Here is a 24852-nt window from a genome sequence, read left to right on the forward strand (position 1 = left end):
CCACCTTTCTTAAGTATCACTCGCTACTACTATCACTCTGCGCTCGTTTTCGAGCTTGCGTCCGCGCTGGCCATTTTTCGGTTTAACCATGGTGCCGGATCGACAGTGTCGCCCTTATGGCGCAATTCCACATATAACTCTGTCTGGCTCTCGTTTGTTGCCATCGTTCCTACAGGCTCGCCAGTCAGGACCCATTGTCCCACGATACTGTTGAGCTCCGCAAGGCCTGCAAGCAGGCTGTGGTATCCGTTTCCGTGCGATATGATCAGTAACTGTCCATATCCCCGGAAGGGCCCGGCAAATACAATCTGGCCATCATAGGGGGACACAATCTGTGCCCCTGTTCGGGCCTTGATCTTGATGCCGCGCGCATGCCCTGCACCTTCTTTCGCACCGTACCGCCCAACAATGGGGCCAATCGCCGGATAGGGCAGAAGCCCCTTCATCTCACCCATAGGCTTGCCAATGGGGGCGATTGAGCGTTCATCTCGTCTGGGGGTAACATGGACCGGCGCCATCTGGGCACGTTTTGCGGCCTGTTGTTCCAGTTTGTCGATCAACTCCCTCAGCGACGCTGCCTTGCGGGCAAATCCCGCCAGTTCACGGCTTGCACGCTCAGCATCGGTACGGGCAGAAGCAGCTTCTGCCTTTCGCCTTTCCAGCAGTGAAGCAAGGTTTAGTTGATGTTGGGTTAATTTCGCCAAAGTATTTTTGAGACTGAAGCGTTCGGCAGATAATTTGTTCTGAATATCAGCAAGCACACCAAGCTCGGTCCGCAACGCTGCGGCACGGGCATCTATCGTGGGCACAAGGTTGCCCATCAGGCTCGCGCTACGCGCTGTCTTGAGCGCTTCTTCGGGCTGCAGGAAGGTGAAAACAGCCGGGCGGGCAGAAAGGCGTTCAAGTGCTGAGAGTAGCTTCAGAAGCTCATCCCGCCGTATTTCAAGCGTCGCTTTTTTCTCGGCTGATTCGGTCTCAAGGTCGGCAATTTTCTGTTCGAGCCGCGTAGCGTTCTCTTCAGCCAGCCGGATATCGCGAGCGGCAGTGACCAGATTTTCGGACAGGCTGCGGGCCTCCGTCGCGGCTTGCTCAGCCGCTTCTTCAAGCGCCTGTTTTTGCCGTTCCCGTGCGTCCATCTGTTCTTCGAGACGGTCGAGGTTGCTCTCGGCCGCCTCTTTGCGTTCCTGCGGCATTGCGGGCGCTGTGAGAGCAAAGACAAGTGCCACGCCACCTAAAAGGCGCAGGCTACGTGTTTGCACCCACAGGCGTTCTTGTGTCCTAGGCGCTCGCACGGGCCTCATGCGTCCCTTGCGCTTTCTTATCTCCCAGCAGGCTGTGGCCGGTCATCTCAGCAGGCTGTTTGATGCCCATCAAAGCCAGCATGGTTGGGGCAACATCCGCCAGGCGGCCATCTTTCATGGCACAGTCAGTGCCGATCAACAGGGCAGGCACATCAAAGCTTGTGTGTGCGGTGTGGGGTTGGCCGGTGCTCTCGTCCTTCATCATCTCCACATTGCCGTGGTCCGCTGTCACAATCAGCGCGCCACCTGCTTTCAGCACAGCGTCTTCCAGCCGACCGATGCAGGTATCGATGGTTTCAACTGCCTTGATCGCGGCGGAAAGCACACCTGTGTGCCCCACCATGTCCGGGTTGGCATAGTTGACAATAATGGCGCCGTATTTGCCGCTGGCGACAGCCTCAACGATCTTGTCGGTCACTTCCGGGGCTGACATCTCGGGCTTGAGGTCATAGGTGGCAACATCGGGGGAGGGGATCAAAATCCGATCCTCACCTTCATACACTTCCTCAGACCCGCCGTTGAAGAAGAAGGTGACATGTGCGTATTTCTCGGTTTCTGCGATGCGGAGCTGGCTGATACCTTCGCGCGCGAGCACTTCGCCGAGCGAGTTTTTGATTTCCTCCGCAGGGAAAAGCGTGGGCAGAAACTCGGAAAGCGCTACCGAATATTCAACCATGCCAACCTGAGCGGCGAACTTGACCACACGACCACGGTCAAAGCCGTCGAACTCGCGGTCCACGAGCGCGGTTAGAAGCTGACGGGCGCGGTCCGCGCGGAAGTTGGCCATCAGGAGGCCATCTCCGTCCGCCATGCCGGCATAGTCACTAATCACGGTGGCTGCGACAAACTCGTCGTTCTCGTCTCTTTCATAGGCCGCGTTAATCGCCTCAACAGCATCCTTGGCAGCCGTTTCGCCAGTCCCTTTGACCATTGCGTTATAGGCCTTGGATACCCGGTCCCAGCGTTTGTCCCGGTCCATCGCCCAGTAGCGGCCGGTTACGGTGGCGATATGAGCGTCATACCCTTCGATGTCTTTCTCGAACTTTTCCACATATGGCAGCGCAGAACGAGGCGGCGTGTCCCGTCCGTCCAGGAAGGCATGAATGGCAACCGGCACATCGGCGTCGCTGATGGCTTTTACAAGTGCAGCCATATGGTCCTGATGGCTATGCACCCCGCCGGGCGACAGGAGGCCCATAATGTGTGCTGTTCCACCTGTTTTTTTGAGTTTCTCGATGAAGGTGACAAGTTCAGGATTGCTGTTCAGCGCGCCTGTCGCTGCTGCTTCATCAATGCGGGGCAGGTCTTGCAGCACCACACGGCCACCTCCGAGGTTCATGTGGCCGACCTCTGAGTTGCCCATCTGCCCTTCGGGCAAACCAACAGCCAGCCCACTGGTTTTGAGCCACGCACGAGACGCGCTATCCCACAGGCGGCTGTAGTTGGGTGTTTTGGCGAGCTTGATAGCGTTATCCGCCGTGTCTTCACGGTAACCCCAGCCGTCAAGGATACACAGCACAACAGGTTTTGGCGTTTGGGTTTTCTGCTCACTCATGGCGTAATCTGTTCCACACATTAAATTCTGGCGCCTTAGAGGGTAGCGCCCTATTAGTCCCGGTGATAGGGGTGCCCGGCGTTAATGGACCAGGCGCGATAAATCTGTTCTGCCAGCATAGCGCGGACCAGCATATGGGGCCATGTTAACGCCCCGAATGCGAGCTTCAAGTCAGCACGCTTATAAACACTGGCATCAAGGCCATCTGCGCCACCAATCACGATAGCGAGATTATTGAAACCGGTGCTTTGCCAGTCGTCAATCTGTTTTGCGAATGCGCGGGAATTTAATGTTTTCCCGCGTTCATCAAGCACAATAACGGCAGCACCGTCGGGGATGGCGGCCAACAATCTCTCCGCTTCCCGTGCTTTGCGTTCGTCGGCGTTGGCGGCCTGTTTTTTGATGTCGATCTCAACGATCGCTGATTTCCACGGCAGGCGGCGCAGGTATTCATCCACGAGCTCTTGCTCGGGGCCCCGCTGCATTCGTCCTATGGCGATGATGGAAAGCTGCACAGCACTCTCTTCAAAGCCCGTCTCTTCGGGCTTTGTCTACAGGTTGTGGCGGCGCAAAAAGATGCGCGCTCAATGATCCGGTGGTTAGTTCACCGTCTCATTGTCTTCAAGGGCGGTGCCCCACATCTTGTCCAAGTTATAGAAGCTGCGCACTTCCGGGCGGAAGATATGGATAACGACATCAGCCGCATCAATCAACACCCAGTCAGCTTGCTCCAGGCCCTGTACAACAATGTCCTTGTGGCCAGCTTGTTTTAGCCCTTTGATGACATAGTCAGCCAGCGCGGATACCTGGCGCTGCGAACGGCCGCTCGCAATAACCATATAATCAGCGATGCTGGATTTACCTGCCAAATTGATGGAAACGATTTCTTCAGCCTTGTTGTCGTCAAGGCAAGAAACTGCTGTTTTTAAGATGTCCTCGGGCGCGAGGCCCTGGAGAGGTTCAGTGACGCTCAGCGTCTCCGATGATGCCTGCAACTAATTTTCCTTTCTCTCGATGCCAGACAGCCATTTTTCACCCAAAAGCTGACGGGCCTGTGTGGCTGAGGCGGGATGACGTGGCATTGTCACAAACGCCCAAGCCGGTGATTGGGAGGCCTTAAGTCTTTGTGGTGCCATGCGAAAACGCCTGAAACACCGCGCAAAGGGACTGGCCAGCCCTGTAAGAGCATACCCCGGACGGTCAAAAACCGCAATGGGAAGCGCCTGAGCGATCTCTCGCCATCTGCGCCATGTGTGGAAGCTCGCTAAATTATCTGCCCCCATAACCCAAATGAAGTTGGTAAAGGGCATGGCCTTCTTCAAGGCTGAAACCGTATCGGCGCTATAGCGCGTACCGAGCCGTTTCTCAATATCGGTTGCCATCATGCGGGGGTGGTGGTGTGTGAGTTGCTCTACACTTGCGACCCGCTGGTTAAAAGCTGCCATGCTGCCATCAGCCTTTTGCGGGTTGCCGGGGCTTATGAGAAACCACACTGCATCGGCATGAAGCTGTTTGAGGCATTCCCGCGCCACACGCCTGTGGCCCTTATGGGCTGGGTTGAAGCTGCCGCCATAGAGCGCGACCGTGCGGCCACGCCATAGCGCGGCCTCCCGCAGCAAGCTATGGGGCGAGGCGGTCACGCCTACGGCCTTGTCTGGCCGCTGCCGCGAACCTGATATTTAAAGCTGGTAAGCTGCTCGAGCCCCACGGGACCACGGGCGTGGATACGGCCCGTTGCAATGCCAATCTCGGCACCCATGCCAAATTCGCCGCCGTCCGCGAACTGTGTGGAGGCATTATGCATGACAATCGCGCTATCCACTTCGTTCAGGAACTTCGTGGCCGCCACGGCATCTTCGGTGATAATGCTTTCGGTATGGCCGGATGAATGCTCCGCGATATGGGTGATCGCGCCCTCCACGCCGCCAACAAAACGCGCAGAGATAATGGCGTCCAGATATTCAGTGTTCCAGTCTTCCTCTGACGCCGGTTTTACCCGGTCGTCAAGGAATTGCATTTTCTCGTCACCGCGCACCTCACAGCCAGCATCCAGCAGTGCCCCGATGACAAAGATCGCGAGCGCTTCGGCGTTTTCGTCCACCAGAAGGGTTTCCGCGGCACCGCAAATGCCGGTTCGGCGCATCTTGGCGTTGAGGGTGATATCAAGCGCTTTCTGCGGGTCTGCTGCCGCGTCGACATAAACGTGGCAGATACCCTCGAGATGGGCAAAGACAGGCACGCGGCTCTCGTTCTGCACACGTTCCACCAGCGAGCGACCACCACGCGGCACGATGATATCGATTACCCCTGTCATGGTGAGCATTTCACCAACGGCGGCGCGGTCACGCGTGGGGACAAGCTGGATAGAGTCTTCAGGCAGTCCCGCTTCCGATAGGCCGTGAACAAGGCATTCATGGATGGCGCGGCTTGAGTTCAGACTTTCGCTGCCACCACGCAAAATAACGGCATTCCCCGCTTTCAGGCACAGGGCGCCAGCGTCGGCCGTCACATTCGGGCGGCTTTCGTAAATCACACCGATGACACCGAGCGGTACACGAACGCGGGAGATATTCAGCCCATTGGGGCGATCCCAGGACGTCATCACATCACCAACTGGGTCTTTGAGGTCAGCGATAGCCTCAAGCCCATCCGCGATGGCACGGATGCGTTTTTTATCAAGAAGGAGGCGGTCAATCATCGCGTCAGACAGGCCTTTTTCACCTGCAAAAGCGATATCCTCCGCGTTTGCGGCTAGGACTTCCTTGGTGCTGGTTTTTAGTTTTTGAGCAGCAGACCGGAGCGCGTTATTTTTGGCCTCAGTGCTGGCGAGCGCCAGTTTTTTAGCGGCAACCTTCGCGCGTGCGCCCATCTCGGCCATCAATTGGGGGATATTATCCTGAGCATTCATGATGGCTTCCTAAAATAAGACCAGATCGTCGCGGTGAATAAGAGCGGACCGACCGACATGCCCCAGAACAGCTTGGGCATCCTGCATCCTTCGCCCCTGCATCAAGGTAGCATGGTCGGAGCTGTAGGACGTCAGGCCTTGCCCAACAAGATGACCGTTTGGTGCCATAACCGCAACAAGATCGCCACGGTCAAAACCACCGTCTACCTCTGTAACGCCTGCGGGCAGCAGGCTCGCGCCGCTTTCAAGGGCTTTCACGGCACCAGCATCGATATGAATGTATCCCTTGGGCGCCATCAGTGAGCGTATCCACTGCTTTCGTACCGTCAGCGCGTCTGTGTTGGCCGGGAACAGCGTGGCGCGCTCACCCGCTTCAAGGCGAGCAAGAGGGGAATTTGCGTGGCCATTCATGATGATCATTGAGCAGCCGCCCGCGAGTGCAATTTTCGCGGCTTTTAACTTCGTGATCATGCCGCCAGTGCCAGGTGTCGTTTTGCTGGGCGGGCCCGCCATGGCTTCGACGCCAGCATCCACATTCTCGACGACCTCAAGGAAGCGGGCCTCCGGGTTGCTTCTGGGGTCGCTGTCATAAAGGCCGTCAATATCGCTCAACAGTACGAGAGTATCAGCACCCGCCATTTGGGCCACCCGCGCGGCCAACTGATCATTGTCACCAAAACGCAGTTCGGCAGTGGCAACCGTATCATTCTCGTTGATCACAGGTACAACACCGCGCGCCAAAAGCTCCTCAACCGTGTTGCGGGCGTTCAGGTAGCTTGGGCGATTTTCAAGGTCATGGATAGTGAGCAGGATCTGCCCGATCACCACATTCTCAAAGGCAAAAAGGGTTTGATAAGCCTGCGCGAGACGAATTTGGCCAACAGACGCGGCGGCCTGCGCTTCTTCAAGGCGGCTCGGGCGGCCTTTAAAGCCCAAGGGCTCCAGCCCCATGGCAACAGCGCCAGAAGAGACAAGAATGACATCACACCCGCGCGCTTTGAGCGCCAGCACGTCTTTCGCAAGCGCCTCCAGCCAGCTTTTCCGGAGCGAGCCGTCCTCACCGTTTACCAGAAGAGCAGAGCCGATCTTGATGACGAGGCGATTGGCCTTCTGGATATAGTTGAAGGGGGAGGGCGCTGGCATGGGCGTTGACCTTAAATGGGGGACCACTCACCGCCTGTGGATGAGCTGTCCTGATCGGCGCCGGCGGAGCCTTCTTCCTCGATCGCCCGTTTGGCCTGGTCTTCCTTGACCACATCCCAAAGGGCCGCGAGAACGTCCTTCACACCTTCCTTGGTGGCGCCCGACAGGGTCATGACCGGCTGGCCAGAGACATCCTGCAGCGCGAGACGTTTCTCTTCGAGTTCCTCCGCTTCAATCGCGTCAGACTTGTTGAGGCCAATGATCATCGGTTTGCCGATGAGATCACCACCATATTGCTCAAGCTCGCCCATGATGGTCTCAAAGGCGTCCACAACATCTTCCTGAGTGCCGTCGATCAGATGCAGGAGCACGCCGCAGCGTTCAACATGGCCAAGGAAGCGAGTGCCAAGCCCGACGCCCTCACTCGCCCCTTCAATCAGGCCGGGAATGTCGGCGAGCACAAACTCATTCTCCCCCATGCCAACCACACCAAGCTGAGGCGCGATTGTTGTGAAGGGATAATCTGCAATTTTTGGTTTCGCACGCGAAACAACACTTAGGAATGTTGACTTTCCAGCGTTCGGGAGGCCCAGAAGGCCCGCGTCGGCGATCAGCTTCAAGCGGAATACAACATTCATTTCCTCAGCTTCACCACCGGGTGTGGTGCGGCGAGGTGCCTGGTTGGTGGAGGATTTGAAGTGGGTATTGCCGAGGCCACCGTGGCCACCTTTGGCCAGAATAACCCGGTCCCCAACCTTGGTGAGGTCAGCGATCTGGAATTCCATGTCCTCATCGAATACCTGCGTGCCTACAGGGACCTTGAGGACAAGATCCTGACCGTTGGCGCCGGTCATGTTTTTGCCCATGCCGTGCTGGCCCTTTTGGGCCTTGTGGTGACGCTTGTAGCGGTAGTCAACGAGGGTATTGAGGCCAGACACGGCTTCAACCACAACGTCGCCGCCTTTGCCGCCGTCGCCCCCGTTAGGGCCGCCGAACTCGACAAATTTTTCGCGCCGGAAGGAAACACAGCCGTTTCCGCCCTTGCCGCTTTGGATGTAAATTCTTGTCTGGTCTACAAATTTCATGGGCTTTTTTTAACAGATCATCGTTGGTGCGGAAAGCGCCATAGAGGCGTGGTTCCGCAATATTTTCTTCAGCCATACATCACCGAAAGCCATTTGGGGCCTTTGGTGATGTACGCGATACAGAAAAAGGCGGGCATGAAAGCCCGCCTTCCCGAAAACTTTAGGCGTGAAACTGGGAATTAACCCTCAACAGAAACGAACGAACGCCCGCCTTTGCCTTTGGAGAATTTCACGTGGCCTTCAGTGAGTGCGAACAGGGTGTGGTCTTTGCCCATGCCTACGTTCTCACCCGGGTAAACCTTGGTGCCGCGCTGACGAATAATAATGTTGCCTGCGAGAACCGCTTCACCACCGAATTTTTTTACACCCAAACGGCGACCAGCACTGTCGCGACCGTTACGGGAACTACCACCAGCTTTTTTATGAGCCATTAGAGTACTCCTTTATCTTGTAAGGGCCGCTTATTCAGCCGCTGCTTCTGTCTTCTTAGGCGCTGCTTTCTTAGCTGCTGCACCAGCGATCTTCGACACACGTAGAACCGTAACTTCCTGGCGATGGCCTTTCTTACGGCGATAGTTGTGACGGCGCTTCTTTTTGAAGACGATGATTTTTTTGTCTTTCTTTTGCTCAAGTACCTCGAAGGTAACTTTAGCGCCCTTTACGAGAGGCTCACCAACTTTGACGCCTTTGTCGTCGCCAACCATGAGCACTTCTTCGAGCACTACGTTTTTGCCAACTTCGCCATCAAGTTTTTCAACTTTGATAACGTCGCCTTCGGCAACGCGGTATTGCTTACCGCCTGTCTTTACGACTGCGAACATAACTGTTCCTTTCTAATGTGCGCCGCAGACAACCGGGTGGACCAAACCCTTTGAAACGTCCCACACTTTGGGCGGTTTCCGCTGGCTTTTCTTCAAAGCAAAAGTAGCAGCACGGGCCATAGGCCTGCCGCCAACTCGCGCGCAATATACGGATAGCTGTGGATGAGTCAACTCAAAACATGTGTTTGAGCGCAGTTTTCTGCGCACTTCAGGATTGTTGGCCCCAAGTTTACCCGATGATTTCCTGAAACAGGCGAAACCAGTTCTGGCCCAGCAATTTCTCCATATCGCCGGTCGAATAACCGCGCTGGTCAAGTATGGGCAGAAGATTGCGGAAACGGTCGGGGCTATCAAGCTCGGGAATCCATGAAGGCCATTGCACATCATAGACCGGTTTGAAGCTTTTTAGCCGAGGTTCATACCAATTCTCCCGTGTTGCCCAACTGGCGATGCCGCGCACCGGGAAATCAGTCGCCAACCCAACATGGTCGATCCCCATCACTTTGACAGCATGATCGATATGATCAGCGTAGGTCTCGATCGTGGTTTCAACGCCCGGTTTTTTGCCGAGGAAGTACCCGAGGGCCGCAATACCTGCAACGCCGCCCTTGTCCGCGAGTGCCTTGAGGGCAGCATCTTCTTTCGCGCGGGGGTGACCGGGACGTAGGCTTTCGCACATGGTATGGGTGAAAGCGATCGGCTTCTTGGAGAAGTGAATTGCATCCAGCGTGGTTTGTTTGCCGGAGTGCGAGACGTCAACAATGATGCCCAGACCGTTCATGCGTTCCACAACAGCGAGGCCGAAATCCGACAGGCCCGCGTTTGTGCGTTCCGTACTGCCATCCCCAACCAGATTGCGGCTATTGTAGGTTAGCTGGAAACAGCGCATGCCCATCTCGTAAAGCACATCGATATTGTCGACGTCCCCTTCCAGCATGGATGAGTTCTGGAAGTTGAGCATCACGGCCATGCGGCCGCTTTGTTTTGCTGCGAGAAAATCGTCTGCCTTCAATGCAAGCAGGAAGCGTTCAGGTTCCTCGTCCACCCTGCGGTGCCATTCCAGAAGTTCATCAAGCGCGACCTTGAGGGAGCTACGGTTGAGGCTCGTGATAATGCCGGTATAGCCTGATTGCTCAACGGCTTTATATTCCTCTTCGTCCCATTTTCGTGCGAAGGCGAGGGTGTCTATGACAAGGGCGCGATCATAAAGCGCAGTGAGTTCTTCCTTGCTGGCGGCAAAAAGCTTGGGGCTAATCCCCATCGCTGCAACCGCGGCCGCTGTGGTGGTGATAAAATCGCGTCTGCTTGGTTTCATGTCAGCCCCCTTGTGCCCATGTATGTCGTAGGGCAGCAGTTTAGGCGGGGAATGCGGCATACATCAATGCCAATAAAAAAGGGCAGCTTATGCCGCCCTTTTTGAGAGATCAGGAAAGCAGTTTTCAGGCTTTATTCTGCGGCTTTGGCATACCCGGCGATACGGTCTTTCGCAGCGAAATATTCGCGAGCGAGACGGTCTACCATATCTGCGGCGGGCACGATTTCTTTCACCGCACCAATGCCTTGGCCACAACCCCAGATATCTTTCCACGCCTTTTTGGCTGAATTGCCGCCGGAGCCAAAGTTCATTTTGGTCGGGTCGCTTTCAGGCAGGTTTTTGGGGTCAAGGCCCGCGGCCTCAATAGACGGTGCCAGATAGTTGCCGTGCACACCGGTGAAGAGGTTGGTGTAAACGATGTCTTCCGCACCATTATCAACAATAGCCTGCTTGTAACGCTCGTCAGCGTTCGCTTCGTTCGTGGCAATAAAGGCAGAGCCGATGTAGGCAAAATCAGCGCCCATGGCCTCGGCCGCCAGCACCGCATTCCCGGTACCGATGGAGCCTGAAAGCGCGATCGGCCCGTCAAACCATTCTCTCAGTTCCTGTACAAGCGCGAAGGGAGAGAGCGTGCCTGCGTGGCCGCCCGCACCCGCCGCCACAGCAATAAGGCCATCAGCACCCTTTTCAATCGCCTTGCGGGCAAAACGGTTGTTGATGATGTCATGCATCACGATACCGCCATAGGAATGAGCGGCGTCATTCACTTCCTTCACGGCGCCAAGCGAGGTGATCATCATCGGCACCTTATATTTTACGCACATCTCAACGTCGTGCATTAGCCGCTCGTTGGACTTGTGGACGATCTGATTAACCGCGAAAGGTGCCGCAGGATTATCGGGGTTGGCTTGGTTGTGGGCGTCCAGTTCTTCCGTGATGCGTTTCAGCCATTCTTCAAGCACATGGGCCGGCCGCGCGTTCAGAGCCGGGAAAGAGCCGACGATACCCGCTTTACACTGCGCGATCACGAGGTCCGGATTTGAGATGATGAAGAGCGGCGAGCCGATTACCGGAATCCGCAATTTAGAAAGTTGTTGGGGTATCGCCATGTCTGCCAATCCTGATTGGGGTCACTATTCTCGTTTGGTGTGACGGTAGGGTGAAAGCGCCGTCCGTCAAACTCTCTCTTTTTGTGTCTAGGGGAAGATAGTTTATTGGACTTCATAGTCCAGTAAATAATGAAGTTGGGGCGGCTTGGCAATAAGCCGTGGCCCGTGCTACTCCAGTATGGATAACCGCCTGAAGGGGCAAGGCAAAGGTCAACCATCATGTGGACAGGTTTTCAAACGCGCTTATTCCAGCCGGTAGACGGCGCGTCCCTTGCTGTGTTTCGCATCCTGTTTGGCGCCGTCATTATCTATGAAGCCTGGCGCTATGACAGCCGAAACTGGGTTGAAGCCAAGTTTCTCTTCCCCTCTTTCCGGTTCAGCTATCAGGGGTTTGAGTGGGTAGAGCCCTTGCCGCCCTACGCCATGGTGTGGCTCGTTAAACTGCTGGCCATATTCGCCTTTCTGGTGATGGTGGGCTTGTTTTATCGGGTGGCGATCATCGGTCTCTTCACCCTGTTCAGCTATATTTTCCTGCTCGATAAAGCCCAGTACCTCAACCACTTCTATTTCACGATTTTGCTGGCGTTCCTGATGGTGTTTGTACCGGCGAACAGGGTCTGGTCGTTTGACCAAATGCGTGCGCGAAGCGCGGTGCATGATCATGTGCCTGCATGGTCGATGTGGTTGATGCGTGGGCAGATGGAAGTGATGCTCATATGGGCGGGAATAGTGAAACTGAATGCGGATTGGCTCGCGGGCCTGCCGCTGCATGATTGGCTCTCAAGCTCCGCAGATGATTTCCCTGCCTTTATCGAGCGTTTCTTTCTTGACGCAGATTTTGGTGTTTTTGCCGCTTGGGCAGTGGCGATCCTGCATGTTGCAGGCGCGCCCCTTCTCCTTGTGCCAAGGTTGCGCCTGTTTGTTTTTATAGTCTACACCACCTTCCATCTGTTCAATCATTTCCTCTGGAGCATCGGCATATTCCCGTGGCTGACCATTGCGGGCACGCTGCTTTTCTTCGATTTTTCATGGCCGCGACAGTTGCTGGCAGGGTTTAGAAGGGACGCGGCACCTGTGATCCCGGAGGGGCAGCCATATAAGGTCAACAGCGCTATTGCGGTCCTGGTGGTTGCCTGGCTGGCATCGCAAGCGGCGCTCCCGCTCAGGCCCTATATATATGACGGCAATGTCGCATGGAACGAGCAGGGGCACCGTTTCTCGTGGCGGATGAAGCTGCGCGACAAGGAAGGTACGGTAAAATTTCGGATTGTTGACCCTGATACTGGTAAAAGCTGGGCTGTGCATACGCGGGACTTCCTGACATATAGGCAGGAACGCAAGATGGTGGCGCGGCCGGATATGATCCTTGAGTTCGCGCACCATCTGCGCGATCACTGGAAGAGGGTCTATTCCCTTCGTGCGCCGCAGGTTTTTGTTCGTTCATTTGTGTCGGTCAATGGCCGCCCCTATGAGCGGTTTATCGATGAGACGACGGACTTGGCTACGGTAGAGCGTACGTTCATCGCACAGGACGGTTGGATCAGGCCTTATTCTGAAGATAAACCGCAGACGCGCATAATAGCGGAGGGTGAGCCGTGAGCGACAACCCTGTGATGCTGTATGACGGTGTTTGCAACCTCTGTAATGAGAGCGTTCGTTTTGTCCTCAAGCGCGACAAGAAACACAGGTTTCGTTTTGCCGCGCTGCAATCAAGAGCGGCACAGGAACTTTTGGCCACGCATAGCGTCACCGCGCAGATGGATACGATCTATCTGTTGATGAATGGCCAGCTTTATGACCGCTCATCCGCCGCGCTCCGCATCATGGGGCGGCTTTCTGCGCTCTGGCCGCTTATGGCAGTTTTTCTCATCATCCCCAAACCGGTGCGGGACTGGGTGTATAACAAGATAGGGACGAACAGATATCGGCTATTTGGCCGAACGGACGAATGCCAGATACCGGATAAATCGGTGCGGCGATATTTCCTTGATCTTGACCAAGATTAGCGCTTGAACGCCAATTGGGCTTGGAGTAGGGTGCGCGCCGCTGCCGCACCATAGCCTGTGCGGCCTTGCCCCGATGCGGAGAGTTGCCAGAGCGGTCGAATGGGGCGGTCTCGAAAACCGTTGTGCGTGCAAGCGTACCGAGGGTTCGAATCCCTCACTCTCCGCCAATTTCTTAGCTAAGAAATTCTAAGAATGCCCAGAAGTCGCAGAATTCTGCGGCCTATTTTTTGACGTTCGCCCAAGACACTTCAAGATACCTTACTCAGTCCCACACATTTGTGGGCCTAAATGTGGGACTGGAAAATGCTAATTTTATGGTCCATGCATCACATTGGGAGAGGCATAGGGCGTGTTTCGATCCGTGAATAGAAGGCTAGTTTAGGAATCTCATTGCACTTAGTATAAACGTTATATGAAGCACCATTTTGTACCTAAATTTCTACTGCGCGCGTGGGTCGGCGAAGCCGCCGACAGCAAGCTTGAAGTGTTCAGGCTGGACTTGCCTCATTATCCTTCGAAACGAAGCGGCCCGAAATATACAGGATACGAAGACGATCTTTACGCTCTATCTGAGAGTGAAGTTGTGGGAATGCAAAAGCAGGATGTTGAAACACGCTTTCATATGTCGATTGACGATAAAGCCGCAAAAGTTCACCAGAAACTAATTCAGCAAGGCTTCAAAGCGCTTTCGCCTGAAGAAAGAATAGATTGGGTCCGTTTTCTTACCTGCCTATTGGTGCGGCAACCAGATGTTGTACGCGACCTAAAGGCAGAGGCCGCGGATGTGTTGATCGCGTCATTGCAAGATGCGCCCGAAGAATACGAGGAGCTAGCACTGGAGAACGCCCCGTCCTGCTTGCTGGATTTCACCGAGCAAACCTTTCCGGGTCTAATTGAGAACTTTGGGCTTTCCTTTTATCATGAAATCGCAGGTAGCGTGGAAGCAGGGCAGGCGATCTGCGACATGAAATGGTGGCTGTGGGATTTTTCGGGAGTAGGTTTTGATCTCGTTCTATCGGACCGGCCTTGTATTCTTACAAAAGGTATTTGGGAGCCTGACACCATTCTCGCGCTTCCCATTTCTCCTGAGAAAGCCTTCATTGCAGCGAAGTCTGGGAAAGTTGCTGAGTTATTGAGGAAACAGGACCCCAAAAGATTGGCTTTGCGTCTAAATGAGTCCTCTTTCTATCAGGCTAGGAAAAGGGTTTACGCGAGAAATGAGCAGCCGCGCCGCTTTTTGCTAAACCGGTCATATATACGCACAGCTTTGGGCAATAGCTAAGAAGGTGAATGTGGATCCCCATTTAGTGCGACTTCTCAAATGGAGCTCGAAAGGGCTTTAATATCAAAGTGTTATAATGCGGCTAATGCTCGGTCGGGTTGTGGGTCTAAATGTGGGGCTAAAAATCTATGTCATTGATAATACTTGATGTCCCAGAAGCTCACTCTCCGCCATTCATTCATGTTACCCTAAGTGGGCAGTCCTTCTTTTGTGACAGAAGTCTCAGGCTAACAGGATACGGGCCATGGGCCTCATTGTGTGGTGTTTCCGTCGCTCAGTGCTTGTGATTTCTTAGGTGTTGTCCCAGCAAATCCTTACCGTAGTCGTTGCCGTTCGGTGTGCGGATAACAGTATGAATATGATCGCGAACTGGCCGATTGGTGTTGTGCAGCACTGCTGTGCCGACGGGTATTTGATGGTCAAATTCTATGAGAATAACTGGGCTGTGAATCCGATAGTAGAAAACACCGTTGTCAGCGACTGATCCTACCCAGGCGAACCATGTGTTGTTGAGATTATCACGCACTTCCTGCATGCGTACCTCAGCATGTCCTTCCCTCATGTTGGAAACATACAGGTCGATCAGGTTAAGGATAGCCTGCTTCTTGTCATCCGCCAGGTCTTCAACCTTCAGCCCGGCATAATCCAGTATAAGGTTGTCCTTATGGGCTGCTGCCTGCATGTCGTCGTGGTGCTTGCGGTTCGCAAGTGTCGCCCTTTCCTGCTGTTCGGTGGTCAGCGACTGCATGAATGCCAGCCCCATATCCTGCTCGGCCTGCAAGACCTCATTGCCTGCATAGTGGCCGCTGGTTGTTACTGCGGGTTCCGCGCCAAGAAATGTTGGCGTCATGACAACTTGATCACCCATCACAAAATAGTTGATTACCAGATGATGGCCATCCAACTGCCATCCCCAGGGCTCAGTTGCATCAGGTGTTCCCATGATGGTCAGGAAATAAAGATCTTCGTCGAGGAAACCATTGCCGTTCAGTTCCGACAGGGTACGGTCGGTTTTCATAATGCTCTTGCTAAGGTCCAGTCCCTTTGCGCTCAAAGAAGCCTCAAGTATCTTCCATGCTGCGGTACGTTGATCCTCTGACATTTCCTTTAGGCTCAGTCCCTGCCGAACATATATGCCGTTGTCGACATTGAACCAGCGTCGCCACTCGGGATCATCAATGGCGAACTGGGAGCGGATCAACTCAGGGGTGGACAATAGTTCCAGATATTGTTTTGCGGCAGACACAATCGGTGCTGTCGTAACGCCGGTGCTGCGGATTGGAAACAGTCCTTTCTGCAAGCCATCGCCTGTACGAACTCCCTTGAAGGCTTCGGCCAGTGCTGCGGCTTCGATATCAGAAAATCGTTTCTTCACAGAAAGGAGGCCATCTGAATACTGGTCCTGTCCGGTAGCCACACACGACATGCTGGCCAGCATGAATAATAGCCCGCCCAACTTTTTGATTGGTTTTCTCCCCTTGAGTAGAAGGGGAAGTTAACACAAACGTGCGATCGGTTGGAGAGAAACATGGCAGGAAACTCGATTTTATGACCTGTTTTGTGGCCTCCGTGCGATAGACATGAGTTGGCGTCAATTGGCGCCGTGAAACGAAGAAAATACCCTTGTTCTGCCCCCATGTTTCCCTTTTCTCGCCATGATTGAAGTGGCGGGCCATGATTCTCGTTAAATCTTTATAATTCCTTTGCATTCAGTGGGTTGTATTAGCATCGAAACCTGACGCAGGCGTTGATAGCTAGGAGGTGTAGCGCTGGTTCGAGCCCAATTTTGAATGGGTCGGCCACACTCAACAAAGGAGAGAGAGAATGCTTATTAAATCAACAACTGCGCTTGTAACCGCTGGTTTCATGATGGCTGTTTCTTCTGTGGCGTCCGCTGACGACCAGAGCAAAGAATATGCGAGCATCGCACAGCTGCCAGAAGCTGGCTCGGTGACCCTTACGGGTACTGTTGAAGGTATTTCCAGCAACAAGGAATTTACCCTTCGTGATGCCAATGGCAAAACCATCGAGATCGATTCCAAGTTCCAGCTTACCCTTCATGAGGGTGACCGCGTAAAAGTGGTTGGTGTTCTTGATGACAAAGCACTTGGTCTTGGTAAAGAGATCGACGCGACAAGCGTAACTGTGATCGACGCTGCGGACGAAGAAGCGCGCCCTGAAACACAGGAAGCTGAAGAGCCTGCGCCCACTGAACCTTCAGTTAAAGGCGGCTCAGATGACGACGAAATGAAAAAAGTCGACGCTCTGCCTGATGAAGGCCCTGTAACAATCACAGGTACGATTGAAGCTGTGGCCGATGACAAAATGTCATTCACGCTGAAAGGTGAAAGCGGCGAGACAATCGACGTGCACACCAAAGAAGCTGTAACCCTTACAGCAGGCCAGAAGGTCAAGGTTACTGGTGTGATGGATAAAGAAGCCATGGGCCTTGGTGAGCAGATCGTATCTGCGAAGGTTGTAATGGTCAGCTAATCCAAGAGAGCTATTAGGCTGTATCAACAGATGCCGGAGAGTGGCGGAAGCTGCCCTCCGGCATCTTTATATGAGGTGAGGGAAGGAGATAAACCCGCGAAGTATTTTACAGCATCGCCTTGATCATGGATGATGCAGTTAACCGATAGGGGGCTTGAATGACATTCTCAACGCACACGAGCGGCAGGGCGGGTGCTGCCTACAAGATACTGGCGCCCGCGTTCCTGGTTTTTATCGTCGCCTTCTTTTTCTTTAAGGTGGACTTGGAGCCAAAAATCACGCCGGACTTTTTCTTCTCATCCGACAGCGAGATTTACCGAAAAAACCAGCAGATCGTGGATGAGTTTCCGTCCCAGCAGCAAATACTCCTGAATGTGACGACAGCAGGCAGCTTTGAGGACCCAAACTTTATTGAGAAGATTGATACGCTCACGAAGCGTATCCAGCAGGTGGAAGGCGTCACAGATGTGCAAAGCATCACCAACGGCCCCGACGATCTGGATGCCGCGCGTGAAAACCCGCTCTGGCGGCGGTTGCTGGTCGGCAATAACGAGCAATCAAGTTTCATCATCGCTTTTATTGATACTGACGCTTTCACCGAACTGGTGGAAAGCATTGAGACGATAGCGGCTGAGGAAGAAAACAAGTGGTTCGCCATTCGCATCTCCGGCTTGCCTTACATTGTTGAGCAAATTCGCCGCAACTTAACGTCTGATATGAAAACATTCTCGCTCGGCGCCATGCTGCTGAGCGCTATTGTGCTGTTCTTGGTGTTCCGCTCACCACTGATTGTGCTGGGGGCGATGGCAACCTGTATTGCTGCCGCTATGTTAACGCTTGCGGTGCAGAGCCTTTTCGGCATTCCCATCGGTATCCTTACCGCCAATTTGGGTGCGATTGTATTTGTGTTGACGCTCTCGCATGTCATCTTTCTGACCTCCAACCGGCAAAATGATACGGGTGAGGATGAAGCCGCTCCCTTGATGGCCACGGTGATGCATACGTTTCCCGCGTCCTCCTGGGCGGCGCTCACCACTCTTTTAGGTTTCGCGAGCCTTATTTTTGTGGATGCCAAACCCCTAAACCAACTGGGGGTGGGCGGCACGGTGGGCACCGCATGCGCGTTGGTGTGTGCTTACGGCATCTTCCCAGCTTTCCTTGGGTTCGCGCGTTTAAAGGCGTCATCAGCGTCCGGCTCTGCGGGCCGTTTTTCGCTCGCGCTGCACGGCAGGGCGAAAGTTATTACCGTCACTTTGCTCGTGCTTACGCTCGGCGTTGCGATCGTTGGCTTGCCCCGGTTGAATACAGACCCCAGTTTGTTGTCCTACTTCAAGGAAGAATCCGAGCTGCATAACGGCATTTATTATGTCGACGAAAACGGCGGCAGTAATCCGCTCCTTCTGGTGGTGCGGCGCGAGAATCTTGAAAAGCTTGATAACAGCGAATCTTACGAAAAAATGTGGGATATGCAGCAGGCCTTAAGTGAGCATGAAGCGGTTGGCTCGGTCATCTCATTGCCGGTGATTATGGCGGAAGGGGACGAGCATTGGCTGGGGCAATTGCTGCCCTGGAACCTGCTTCTGGATATCCTCTCTGACCCTGACTATGGCGCCGTTGCAAAAAGCTTCGTCACTGAAGACCGCACCCATGCGCTTTTTATGTTGCGGATGCGGGAAAGCGGGCGGGAGCGTGACCGGCTTGATATCATCAGCGAGGTTGAGAAAATCCCCGCCCTGCATGGGTTTGAGATTACCCTAACCGGCGGCACCTATTATCTACAGGGTGAGCTTGCGGCCTCTGTTGCGAGGAGCATGACCACAGGTGTGATTACGCTCATCATCATGTTTGGTGTGATCGCTTTTCTGGTGTCCGGCGCGGTTATGGTCGCGGTTGCTGTAATGGTGTGCGCTGGGGTCATTTCGGCGCTACTGCTGGGTGGTCTTGGTGCGCTCGGTATGCCGGTTGATATTATCTCATCCCCGGCCATTAACATCTGCCTTGGGCTTATTGTGGACGATATGATCCACATTACCGTGACGGCCAAACGCAGCCTGAAAGCCAAATCCCAGAAAGCCAAAACACTGTCGTTTAAAGACTGGCAGGTTTGGAAGGCAGCGCTTGAGACACAAAGCTGGCCAGCGTTTGTGTCCACGCTGGCCATCATGATCGGCTTTTCTGTATTTGCCTTGTCGGACTTTCCGCCATCCCAGCGGTTTGGCGTTGAGATCGCCATTGGTGCCGGGATAGCGGTATTTCTGGCCTTGATAATCTTTCCCTATATCGCCTCAAAAGGTGGGAGGAAGACTTAAGGAAGCGGTTTGATCTTGATGTTGCGGAAGGCGATTTTGTCGCCGTGATCCTGCAGGGCGATGTGCCCACTGCGTGCTTTCGCAAAATCTTTCATCACGGCTGCATTGCGGCCAGTGGGTGAGAATTTTGATGCGGCGACACGGGCTTTGAAGTTGTCTGAGCTCATATCATATTCAACCACCTTCACGCCGTTGAGCCAATGCTCCACCTGTTCGCCGATCACAACAAGCTTGCTGGTGTTCCAACTATCGGCTGCGTGGCTCACGTCACGTGATGGCGCATAGAGAGCAAAAAGGGCCGCAGCCTGCTCAAGCGGCGGCTCATCCCGCCCTGCATTATCAAGCAGCTGATACTCGGGGCCGGTCATATAGGCGTATGATGGGCCTTCCACCACATGGAAGAATATACCACTATTGCCACCTACCGATATCTTCCAATCAATACTTAACTCAAAGCTCGTGAATGTCCCCTCGGTGATGATGTCGCCCGCCTTCCCTGGCGTGAAGGTAAGGGTTCCGTCTTCCACATGCCACTCGGCGGACAGCTCAGGCTTGCCATAACTGCGCCAGCCGTCCGTCGTTTTACCATCAAACAACAGCTGCCATCCGGCGGCCTTCTCATGCTCGCTCAGCGTGTTGGGGGTGTCTGCAAGTATTGCCGTATTCAGGGCCAGTGCCATCACAATACCAAATAGGCTTTTTTTCATGGCGGCCTCCTTATATGCCCAGCTTTTTAAATTGCTCTTCAAGCGCTTTTTTCACCGATGGTGACGGCCCAGGGAAGGTCTCAAGCGGTATATTGCCGATGTAGCCGATATCGTGGAAGCCTTCCTGCGTCGTATAATAGCCGCCAGCTACCAGGGCCCTCAGGCGTACAAAAAAGTCATGTGGGCCAGGGTTATCCGGGTCGTTAGCGGTTGCGGCAGCTTTGAGAATAGTGTCGCGGTTCTTGTTGCTTGTGGACAGAAAATCAGCGCCAAAACGGGTTGTGGCTTCAGTATCCAGCCACGTGAGACCGTCGAGGATCGTTGTACGGTCTTTCACTTGTTCCGGATAGGGTGCGCTGATCCATTCGTTGATGAAGTCATGAATGCCAAGCGCGCTGGCAGAAGGGGCGCGACCTTCCGCGGGCAGTATGAAATCCGCAAAATAGGCAACCATCTGCAGCTGTTTTTCGCTCATGATACCGGACCATGGCACAACAGGGTCAATCAGGTTCGGGTCGGTGCCGTATCCCTCAGGGTAGGGGTGCAGTATCTGCTCGATCGCCCGTGCGCCGGTCAGCGGAATGCTCGCGGCCGCGCCCAAAAGAGCCAACGCGGTTCGGCGGGTCATGGTCGGGAATTTGGGGTGTCTCATAGCGCGCCCTTTCTTGCTTGCTCGGCCAGATAGTCGCTCGTGCGCCAACTTAGCGCGAGGATACTGAGGGTTGGGTTTTTGTCAGGGCTGGAGGCCAGTACGGCTCCATCGGCTACAAACAGGTTTTTCACCGCCCAGCTTTGCCCATATTCATTCACGACAGAATCTTTGGCGGAATGACCCATGCGGACGGTTCCCACTTCGTGAATGATCTCACCCCCTTTTGAAATTGCCGTCTGGCCATCTGTATCCGTGCCCCAAAGCGGTTTGCCACCAAGCCGGTCAATCACCTCAAGGAAGGTTTGCCGCATGTGCGAGGCCTGCTTCAGCTCATGCTCGCTCCATTTCCAGTGGAAGCGAAGCACAGGGATACCCCATTTGTCCGTCACATCCGGGTCCAGGTCGCAATAGCAATCATCATTGGGGATCATCTCACCGCGGCCTGCAAAGCCGATGTGGCTGCCGTATTTCTCCCGCAGACTTTGGCGGAAGGCGCTGCCATATAGTGTCTCGTCGTCAGCAAGCGCGCCTGTGCGCACGGATGGCATCCGTCTACCGCCGCCCATCTCGATATGATAGCCGCGAGGGAAATCCATCTCCTTGCGGGCTTGTTTCTGGTAGCCCCACCAAGGCACATAAATATGCCCAACACCCATGCCGTCATCATTGGTTGGCGGTAGGTTTTCAAGTGCCGGGAACTGGCCTCCTGTGCTGGAGCCGACCGTATCCATCAGGTAGCGCCCCACAAACCCCTCATCGTTGCATAAACCGTCCGGGAACTTCGCGCTTTTGGAGTTGAGGAGGATGCGCGCGCTTTCACATGCACCCGCTGCGAGGACAATGGATTTTGCTTTTGCGTTATGGTGCTCGCCCGTCACGCGGTCCACAAAACTCACGCCTGAGGCATTGCCGTCTTTGTCCAGGTCAACCTGATAAACAAGGGCATTGACCATGATGGTGAGGTTGCCTGTCTCAAGCGCGGGTGGGATGAGCACCGTGGTGCTTTGGAAGTTAGCACGAATGGAACACCCACGCCCGCAGGGTGTGGCGTAAAAACAGGCGTGGCGACCATTGATCGGCTGCGTGAGAACAGCCGCGTGCATCGCGGCCACTGGTATGTCCATGCTTTTGAAGCCGCGCTCGAGAAACATCTCAAACGCCCGTGGTGATGGGGGTGGTTGCAGGATGCCTGCGGGCGAATCCGGTGTGTTTTCAAGGCCGTGGGCCAGCCCGGTTACGCCTATCAGTTTTTCAACTTTGTCGTACCATGGGGCGAGATCGTCGTACGTGATGGGCCAATCGAAGCCAAGGCCGTCCCGGCTGTAAGGTTTGAAATCATAGGGCCCAAAACGCAGCGAGATGCGACCCCAATGGTTGGTACGACCACCCAGCATGCGCGGCCGCCACCACATAAATTCCTCTGACCCTTCGGCAATTGTATAGGGCTCATTGGGCACCTTCCAGCCGCCATCGATTGTGGCATCATAAAAACCGAAAGGTTTGTCTGGCGTGCTTGTGCCTCTGAGTGGGGCGTCAGCCGGGATGTTGAACATGGGGGTTTCAGTGAGAGGGTCATAGTCGCGGCCCGCCTCCAGCATCAGCACTTTCATGCCCGCGTGGGTGAGTGAATAGGCGCTCATGCCGCCACCGGCGCCAGAGCCTACGATGATGACGTCATAAGGTTCACTGTTGGATGCTGTCACATGTTCCTCCCCGAATTATGCAGTGTGCACGGCCACAGGCCCTGACGGCACTTTGGCCATGGGTGAGGACCTGACAGATGACCACCAGCTTTTTCTAGAACTCAAAACGAAAACCTCGGCTACATTCTTCCCCAGTGAAATAGTTTGATACCTATCGCACATGTAACCGATTACATATGCAACCATTGCACTGGTTATTTTTCATGTCAAGCAACTGGGTGGCTCTCATTTAAATCGTGAAGAGTTTGTTCCATGAGCTCTGTTTCAACAGCAAGGAACGGAGTGCGCTCAAACAAGCGAAGGCTCATAACCTCTCACACAAATACGGTGATGAGGAAATAGTATGACTTTTGTAGTGACAGGGTTGGATGCTGGCCAGTTTGAATGCCTATATGGCCTGAGTGATGATGAGCTTTTGGCTAAGGGCGCCCGCGCCTATGTCTCTGATGCGCACCCCGGCTTTCCGTGCCGCGTGCAACTGAAGGATATGGAGCCGGGCAGCCGCGTCATACTGCTCAATTATGCCCATCTGGATGTGCCGACACCCTATAACGCCAAACACGCGATTTTTGTAACTGACGGCGCTGTGACGCAGACACCCGAACCAGGGCAGGTGCCAGAGATACTCAAAATTCGCCAGCTTATCTCGCTGCGGGCCTTTGATGCCGCGCATATGATGGTTGAGGCCCGTGTGGTTGCCGGAGAGGAGACTGCAGATACGGTTCGCTCCTTATTTGCGGACCAGCAGGTGTCCTATATCCATGCGCATACCGCTGGCCGGGGGTGTTATCTCGCCCGTATTGACCGTGCCTGAAGGTGAGAGTTTTTTAAAAACTTCATCTTCATTACCTCTCCGGTAGTTGCTGTGCCGCCTGATTTACAAGAATGATGGCTGAAAGGGAGGAACTGGCCTCCCCTCTGAACGGAGGTTCATATGCGTAGACGTGATTTTTTCTCTTTTGGTGCCGCCGCAGCGGGTGCTGTCGCGCTCGGTGCAATGTCACCTGCGGCAAGTGGCGCTCAAGATGTAGCAACAGCACATACGGCACGGAAAAGCAAAGTCGTAACCCCGGACGGTGTTACCCTGCGGGTGCGTGACTGGGGTATGGGGAAACCCATCGTGTTTCTCTCCGGTTGGGGTCTGCCATCAGACTTCTGGCAGTATAATTTTGCCGACCTGATGGACGCTGGCGTGCACTGCATTTCATATGACAGGCGCGGGCACGGCCGTTCAGATGATCCGGGCACGGGTTATGATTATGACACCCTCGCGCGGGACCTAGGCGCCGTTCTCGATCAGCTTGACCTCAGGGACGTGACCTTGGTGGCATACTCCATGTCGGGTGGTGAGGCTGTGCGCTACCTAGGCACCGAGGGTCGTGCGCGTGTGAGCCGTGTTGTATTTCTCTCAAGCACAGCACCGTGCCTGATGCTAAGTGATACCAACACCATGGGGGTGCCCGGGGCGATGCTTGAAGGCGCAAAGGCCATGATGGCGCAAGACTTCCCCAAGTGGCTGAAGGATGGCGAGGGCGCATTCTGGCTCAGTGCAGTGAGTGAGGGCATGCAGGAATGGGGGCGCGAGTTGATGCTGCAAACGTCGCTGCCCGCTCTTCTCAAATGTTACGACAGCATGATCCATGCTGATCTTCGGGATGAATTGAAAGCGCTTGATTTGCCCGTGTTGGTTATCCATGGGGACAAGGATGCGTCAGCCCCGTTGCCGCTCTCCGGTGCACGTATTGCGGAGCTGGTGCCGGGTGCCAGCTTGAGGGTCTATGCCGGGGCGCCACATGGTTTGCCAATCACACATCGCAAGCAGTTTAATGCGGACCTTCTCGCATTTGTGCGAGGCTAGAAATTGAAACACCGGCTCTGACTATGTCAGGGCCGGTGTTGTTTTCGCTGTCGTAGGCTGCTTCATGCCGCGCTTTGTGTTTTGCTTAGGAGCCTGTCGTGCTGTTCGGCCACCTCTGGTGTGACGGCATCGCCAAAATCTTCCATCTCATAAAGTGGGCGAATTTCCAGCTCGGCCTGGTCTTCAAGTGGAAACGGGCATTTTTTCACCCACGCAATGGCGTCATCAAGCGAGTCCACGGTCCAGAGCCAGAAGCCACAAATCAGCTGTCCAGGCTCAGGGAAGGGGCCTTTTTCCACCGTGTGGCCGTCTTTGGTGAAATGAACCCGTGCGCCTTGAGAGGTAGGCGTCAGACCGTCGCCGTTTTGCATAACACCGGCGCTTACCAGTTCTTCGTTAAAGTTCATCATGTCTGTGAGCAGTTGTTCTGATGGCGGAACGCCCGCTTCAGTGTTTTTGTCTGCTTTAATAAGAATCATCACACGCATTTTGTGTCTCCTTGGGTCTGGTTTTGGCTGTTAGCCTTCTGTGTTGCCCATAGGACGTGTGAGTTCGGTCTATCCCGACAGGAGGGGTGATTTTTTTGAGAAAAAAATCAGATAATC

The 24852-nt window shown here is 54.4% G+C and carries 24 protein-coding genes and 1 tRNA gene; 8 read left to right on the plus strand and 17 right to left on the minus strand.

Annotated features, from left to right (window positions below):
- Nucleotides 1–32: 32 nt before the first annotated feature.
- The 12 genes from ACN0XZ_RS12365 to ACN0XZ_RS12420 form a co-directional block, all read right to left on the minus strand.
- Nucleotides 33–1259, minus strand: coding sequence for a murein hydrolase activator EnvC family protein (locus ACN0XZ_RS12365; RefSeq protein ID WP_417458082.1), 1227 nt, complete (start codon nt 1257–1259; stop codon nt 33–35).
- A 19-nt stretch (nt 1260–1278) separates the two neighbouring features.
- Nucleotides 1279–2856, minus strand: coding sequence for a 2,3-bisphosphoglycerate-independent phosphoglycerate mutase (gene gpmI / locus ACN0XZ_RS12370; protein ID WP_417458083.1), 1578 nt, complete (start codon nt 2854–2856; stop codon nt 1279–1281).
- Between the two features lie 53 nt (nt 2857–2909).
- The gene (gene rlmH, locus ACN0XZ_RS12375; RefSeq protein WP_417458084.1) at nt 2910–3371 is read right to left on the minus strand and encodes a 23S rRNA (pseudouridine(1915)-N(3))-methyltransferase RlmH; all 462 of its coding nucleotides are present in this window, start codon (nt 3369–3371) and stop codon (nt 2910–2912) included.
- 84 nt (nt 3372–3455) lie between these two features.
- A complete protein-coding gene (gene rsfS / locus ACN0XZ_RS12380; RefSeq protein ID WP_417458085.1) occupies nt 3456–3851 on the minus strand; it encodes a ribosome silencing factor in 396 nt (131 codons plus the stop codon).
- Complete coding sequence (gene nadD, locus ACN0XZ_RS12385; protein WP_417458086.1) at nt 3852–4496, minus strand: nicotinate (nicotinamide) nucleotide adenylyltransferase; 645 nt, start codon at nt 4494–4496, stop codon at nt 3852–3854.
- Nucleotides 4497–4498: 2 nt separating this feature from the next.
- On the minus strand, nt 4499–5764 hold the full coding sequence (locus ACN0XZ_RS12390) for a glutamate-5-semialdehyde dehydrogenase (protein WP_417458087.1): 1266 nt from the start codon (nt 5762–5764) through the stop codon (nt 4499–4501).
- Nucleotides 5765–5773: 9 nt separating this feature from the next.
- Nucleotides 5774–6907: a glutamate 5-kinase gene (gene proB / locus ACN0XZ_RS12395; protein ID WP_417458088.1), complete on the minus strand. Its 1134-nt coding sequence runs from the start codon at nt 6905–6907 to the stop codon at nt 5774–5776.
- 11 nt (nt 6908–6918) lie between these two features.
- A complete protein-coding gene (gene obgE / locus ACN0XZ_RS12400; protein ID WP_417458089.1) occupies nt 6919–7992 on the minus strand; it encodes a GTPase ObgE in 1074 nt (357 codons plus the stop codon).
- A gap of 179 nt (nt 7993–8171) precedes the next feature.
- Nucleotides 8172–8423: a 50S ribosomal protein L27 gene (gene rpmA / locus ACN0XZ_RS12405; protein ID WP_417458090.1), complete on the minus strand. Its 252-nt coding sequence runs from the start codon at nt 8421–8423 to the stop codon at nt 8172–8174.
- A gap of 30 nt (nt 8424–8453) precedes the next feature.
- Nucleotides 8454–8813: a 50S ribosomal protein L21 gene (gene rplU / locus ACN0XZ_RS12410; protein WP_417458091.1), complete on the minus strand. Its 360-nt coding sequence runs from the start codon at nt 8811–8813 to the stop codon at nt 8454–8456.
- A gap of 229 nt (nt 8814–9042) precedes the next feature.
- Complete coding sequence (locus ACN0XZ_RS12415; protein WP_417458092.1) at nt 9043–10128, minus strand: dipeptidase; 1086 nt, start codon at nt 10126–10128, stop codon at nt 9043–9045.
- Nucleotides 10129–10259: 131 nt separating this feature from the next.
- Nucleotides 10260–11237, minus strand: a complete 978-nt coding sequence (locus ACN0XZ_RS12420; protein WP_417458093.1) for an NAD(P)H-dependent flavin oxidoreductase — start codon at nt 11235–11237, stop codon at nt 10260–10262.
- 219 nt (nt 11238–11456) lie between these two features.
- On the opposite strand from ACN0XZ_RS12420, the gene ACN0XZ_RS12425 reads away from it, so the two are divergent.
- From ACN0XZ_RS12425 to ACN0XZ_RS12440, 4 genes are all read left to right on the plus strand, one after another.
- Nucleotides 11457–12836, plus strand: a complete 1380-nt coding sequence (locus tag ACN0XZ_RS12425) for an HTTM domain-containing protein (RefSeq protein ID WP_417458094.1) — start codon at nt 11457–11459, stop codon at nt 12834–12836.
- Entirely contained in the window at nt 12833–13243 is a 411-nt protein-coding gene (locus ACN0XZ_RS12430) for a thiol-disulfide oxidoreductase DCC family protein (protein WP_417458096.1), read from the plus strand. The genes ACN0XZ_RS12425 and ACN0XZ_RS12430 overlap by 4 nt, the downstream gene beginning before the upstream one ends.
- 77 nt (nt 13244–13320) lie before the next feature.
- Nucleotides 13321–13410 (plus strand) — tRNA-Ser (locus tag ACN0XZ_RS12435).
- 245 nt (nt 13411–13655) lie between these two features.
- Complete coding sequence (locus ACN0XZ_RS12440) at nt 13656–14525, plus strand: DUF4238 domain-containing protein (RefSeq protein WP_417458097.1); 870 nt, start codon at nt 13656–13658, stop codon at nt 14523–14525.
- 274 nt (nt 14526–14799) lie between these two features.
- Here ACN0XZ_RS12440 and ACN0XZ_RS12445 read toward each other — a convergent pair whose 3' ends face one another.
- Nucleotides 14800–15951, minus strand: a complete 1152-nt coding sequence (locus ACN0XZ_RS12445; protein WP_417458381.1) for a DUF3500 domain-containing protein — start codon at nt 15949–15951, stop codon at nt 14800–14802.
- Nucleotides 15952–16349: 398 nt separating this feature from the next.
- On the opposite strand from ACN0XZ_RS12445, the gene ACN0XZ_RS12450 reads away from it, so the two are divergent.
- Together ACN0XZ_RS12450 and ACN0XZ_RS12455 are read left to right on the plus strand one after the other, a co-directional pair.
- Entirely contained in the window at nt 16350–17018 is a 669-nt protein-coding gene (locus ACN0XZ_RS12450) for a DUF5666 domain-containing protein (RefSeq protein WP_417458098.1), read from the plus strand.
- Between the two features lie 158 nt (nt 17019–17176).
- Nucleotides 17177–19327, plus strand: coding sequence for an efflux RND transporter permease subunit (locus ACN0XZ_RS12455; protein WP_417458099.1), 2151 nt, complete (start codon nt 17177–17179; stop codon nt 19325–19327).
- Here ACN0XZ_RS12455 and ACN0XZ_RS12460 read toward each other — a convergent pair.
- The 3 genes from ACN0XZ_RS12460 to ACN0XZ_RS12470 are packed head-to-tail and all read right to left on the minus strand — an operon-like array spanning nt 19324 to nt 22389.
- The gene (locus ACN0XZ_RS12460; protein ID WP_417458100.1) at nt 19324–20034 is read right to left on the minus strand and encodes a 3-keto-disaccharide hydrolase; all 711 of its coding nucleotides are present in this window, start codon (nt 20032–20034) and stop codon (nt 19324–19326) included. The genes ACN0XZ_RS12455 and ACN0XZ_RS12460 overlap by 4 nt on opposite strands.
- Before the next feature lie 10 nt (nt 20035–20044).
- Nucleotides 20045–20686: a gluconate 2-dehydrogenase subunit 3 family protein gene (locus tag ACN0XZ_RS12465; RefSeq protein WP_417458101.1), complete on the minus strand. Its 642-nt coding sequence runs from the start codon at nt 20684–20686 to the stop codon at nt 20045–20047.
- Entirely contained in the window at nt 20683–22389 is a 1707-nt protein-coding gene (locus ACN0XZ_RS12470) for a GMC family oxidoreductase (protein ID WP_417458102.1), read from the minus strand. The genes ACN0XZ_RS12465 and ACN0XZ_RS12470 overlap by 4 nt, the downstream gene beginning before the upstream one ends.
- 343 nt (nt 22390–22732) lie before the next feature.
- On the opposite strand from ACN0XZ_RS12470, the gene ACN0XZ_RS12475 reads away from it, so the two are divergent.
- Together ACN0XZ_RS12475 and ACN0XZ_RS12480 are read left to right on the plus strand one after the other, a co-directional pair.
- A complete protein-coding gene (locus tag ACN0XZ_RS12475; protein WP_417458103.1) occupies nt 22733–23203 on the plus strand; it encodes a DUF1203 domain-containing protein in 471 nt (156 codons plus the stop codon).
- A gap of 120 nt (nt 23204–23323) precedes the next feature.
- Nucleotides 23324–24247, plus strand: coding sequence for an alpha/beta fold hydrolase (locus ACN0XZ_RS12480; RefSeq protein WP_417458104.1), 924 nt, complete (start codon nt 23324–23326; stop codon nt 24245–24247).
- Between the two features lie 62 nt (nt 24248–24309).
- On the opposite strand, the gene ACN0XZ_RS12485 is transcribed toward ACN0XZ_RS12480, so the two are convergent.
- A complete protein-coding gene (locus tag ACN0XZ_RS12485) occupies nt 24310–24735 on the minus strand; it encodes a YciI family protein (protein ID WP_417458105.1) in 426 nt (141 codons plus the stop codon).
- Nucleotides 24736–24852: the final 117 nt, after the last annotated feature.

Origin of the sequence: Kordiimonas sp. (genome assembly GCF_048264555.1) — a bacterium.
GTDB lineage: Bacteria > Pseudomonadota > Alphaproteobacteria > Sphingomonadales > Kordiimonadaceae > Kordiimonas.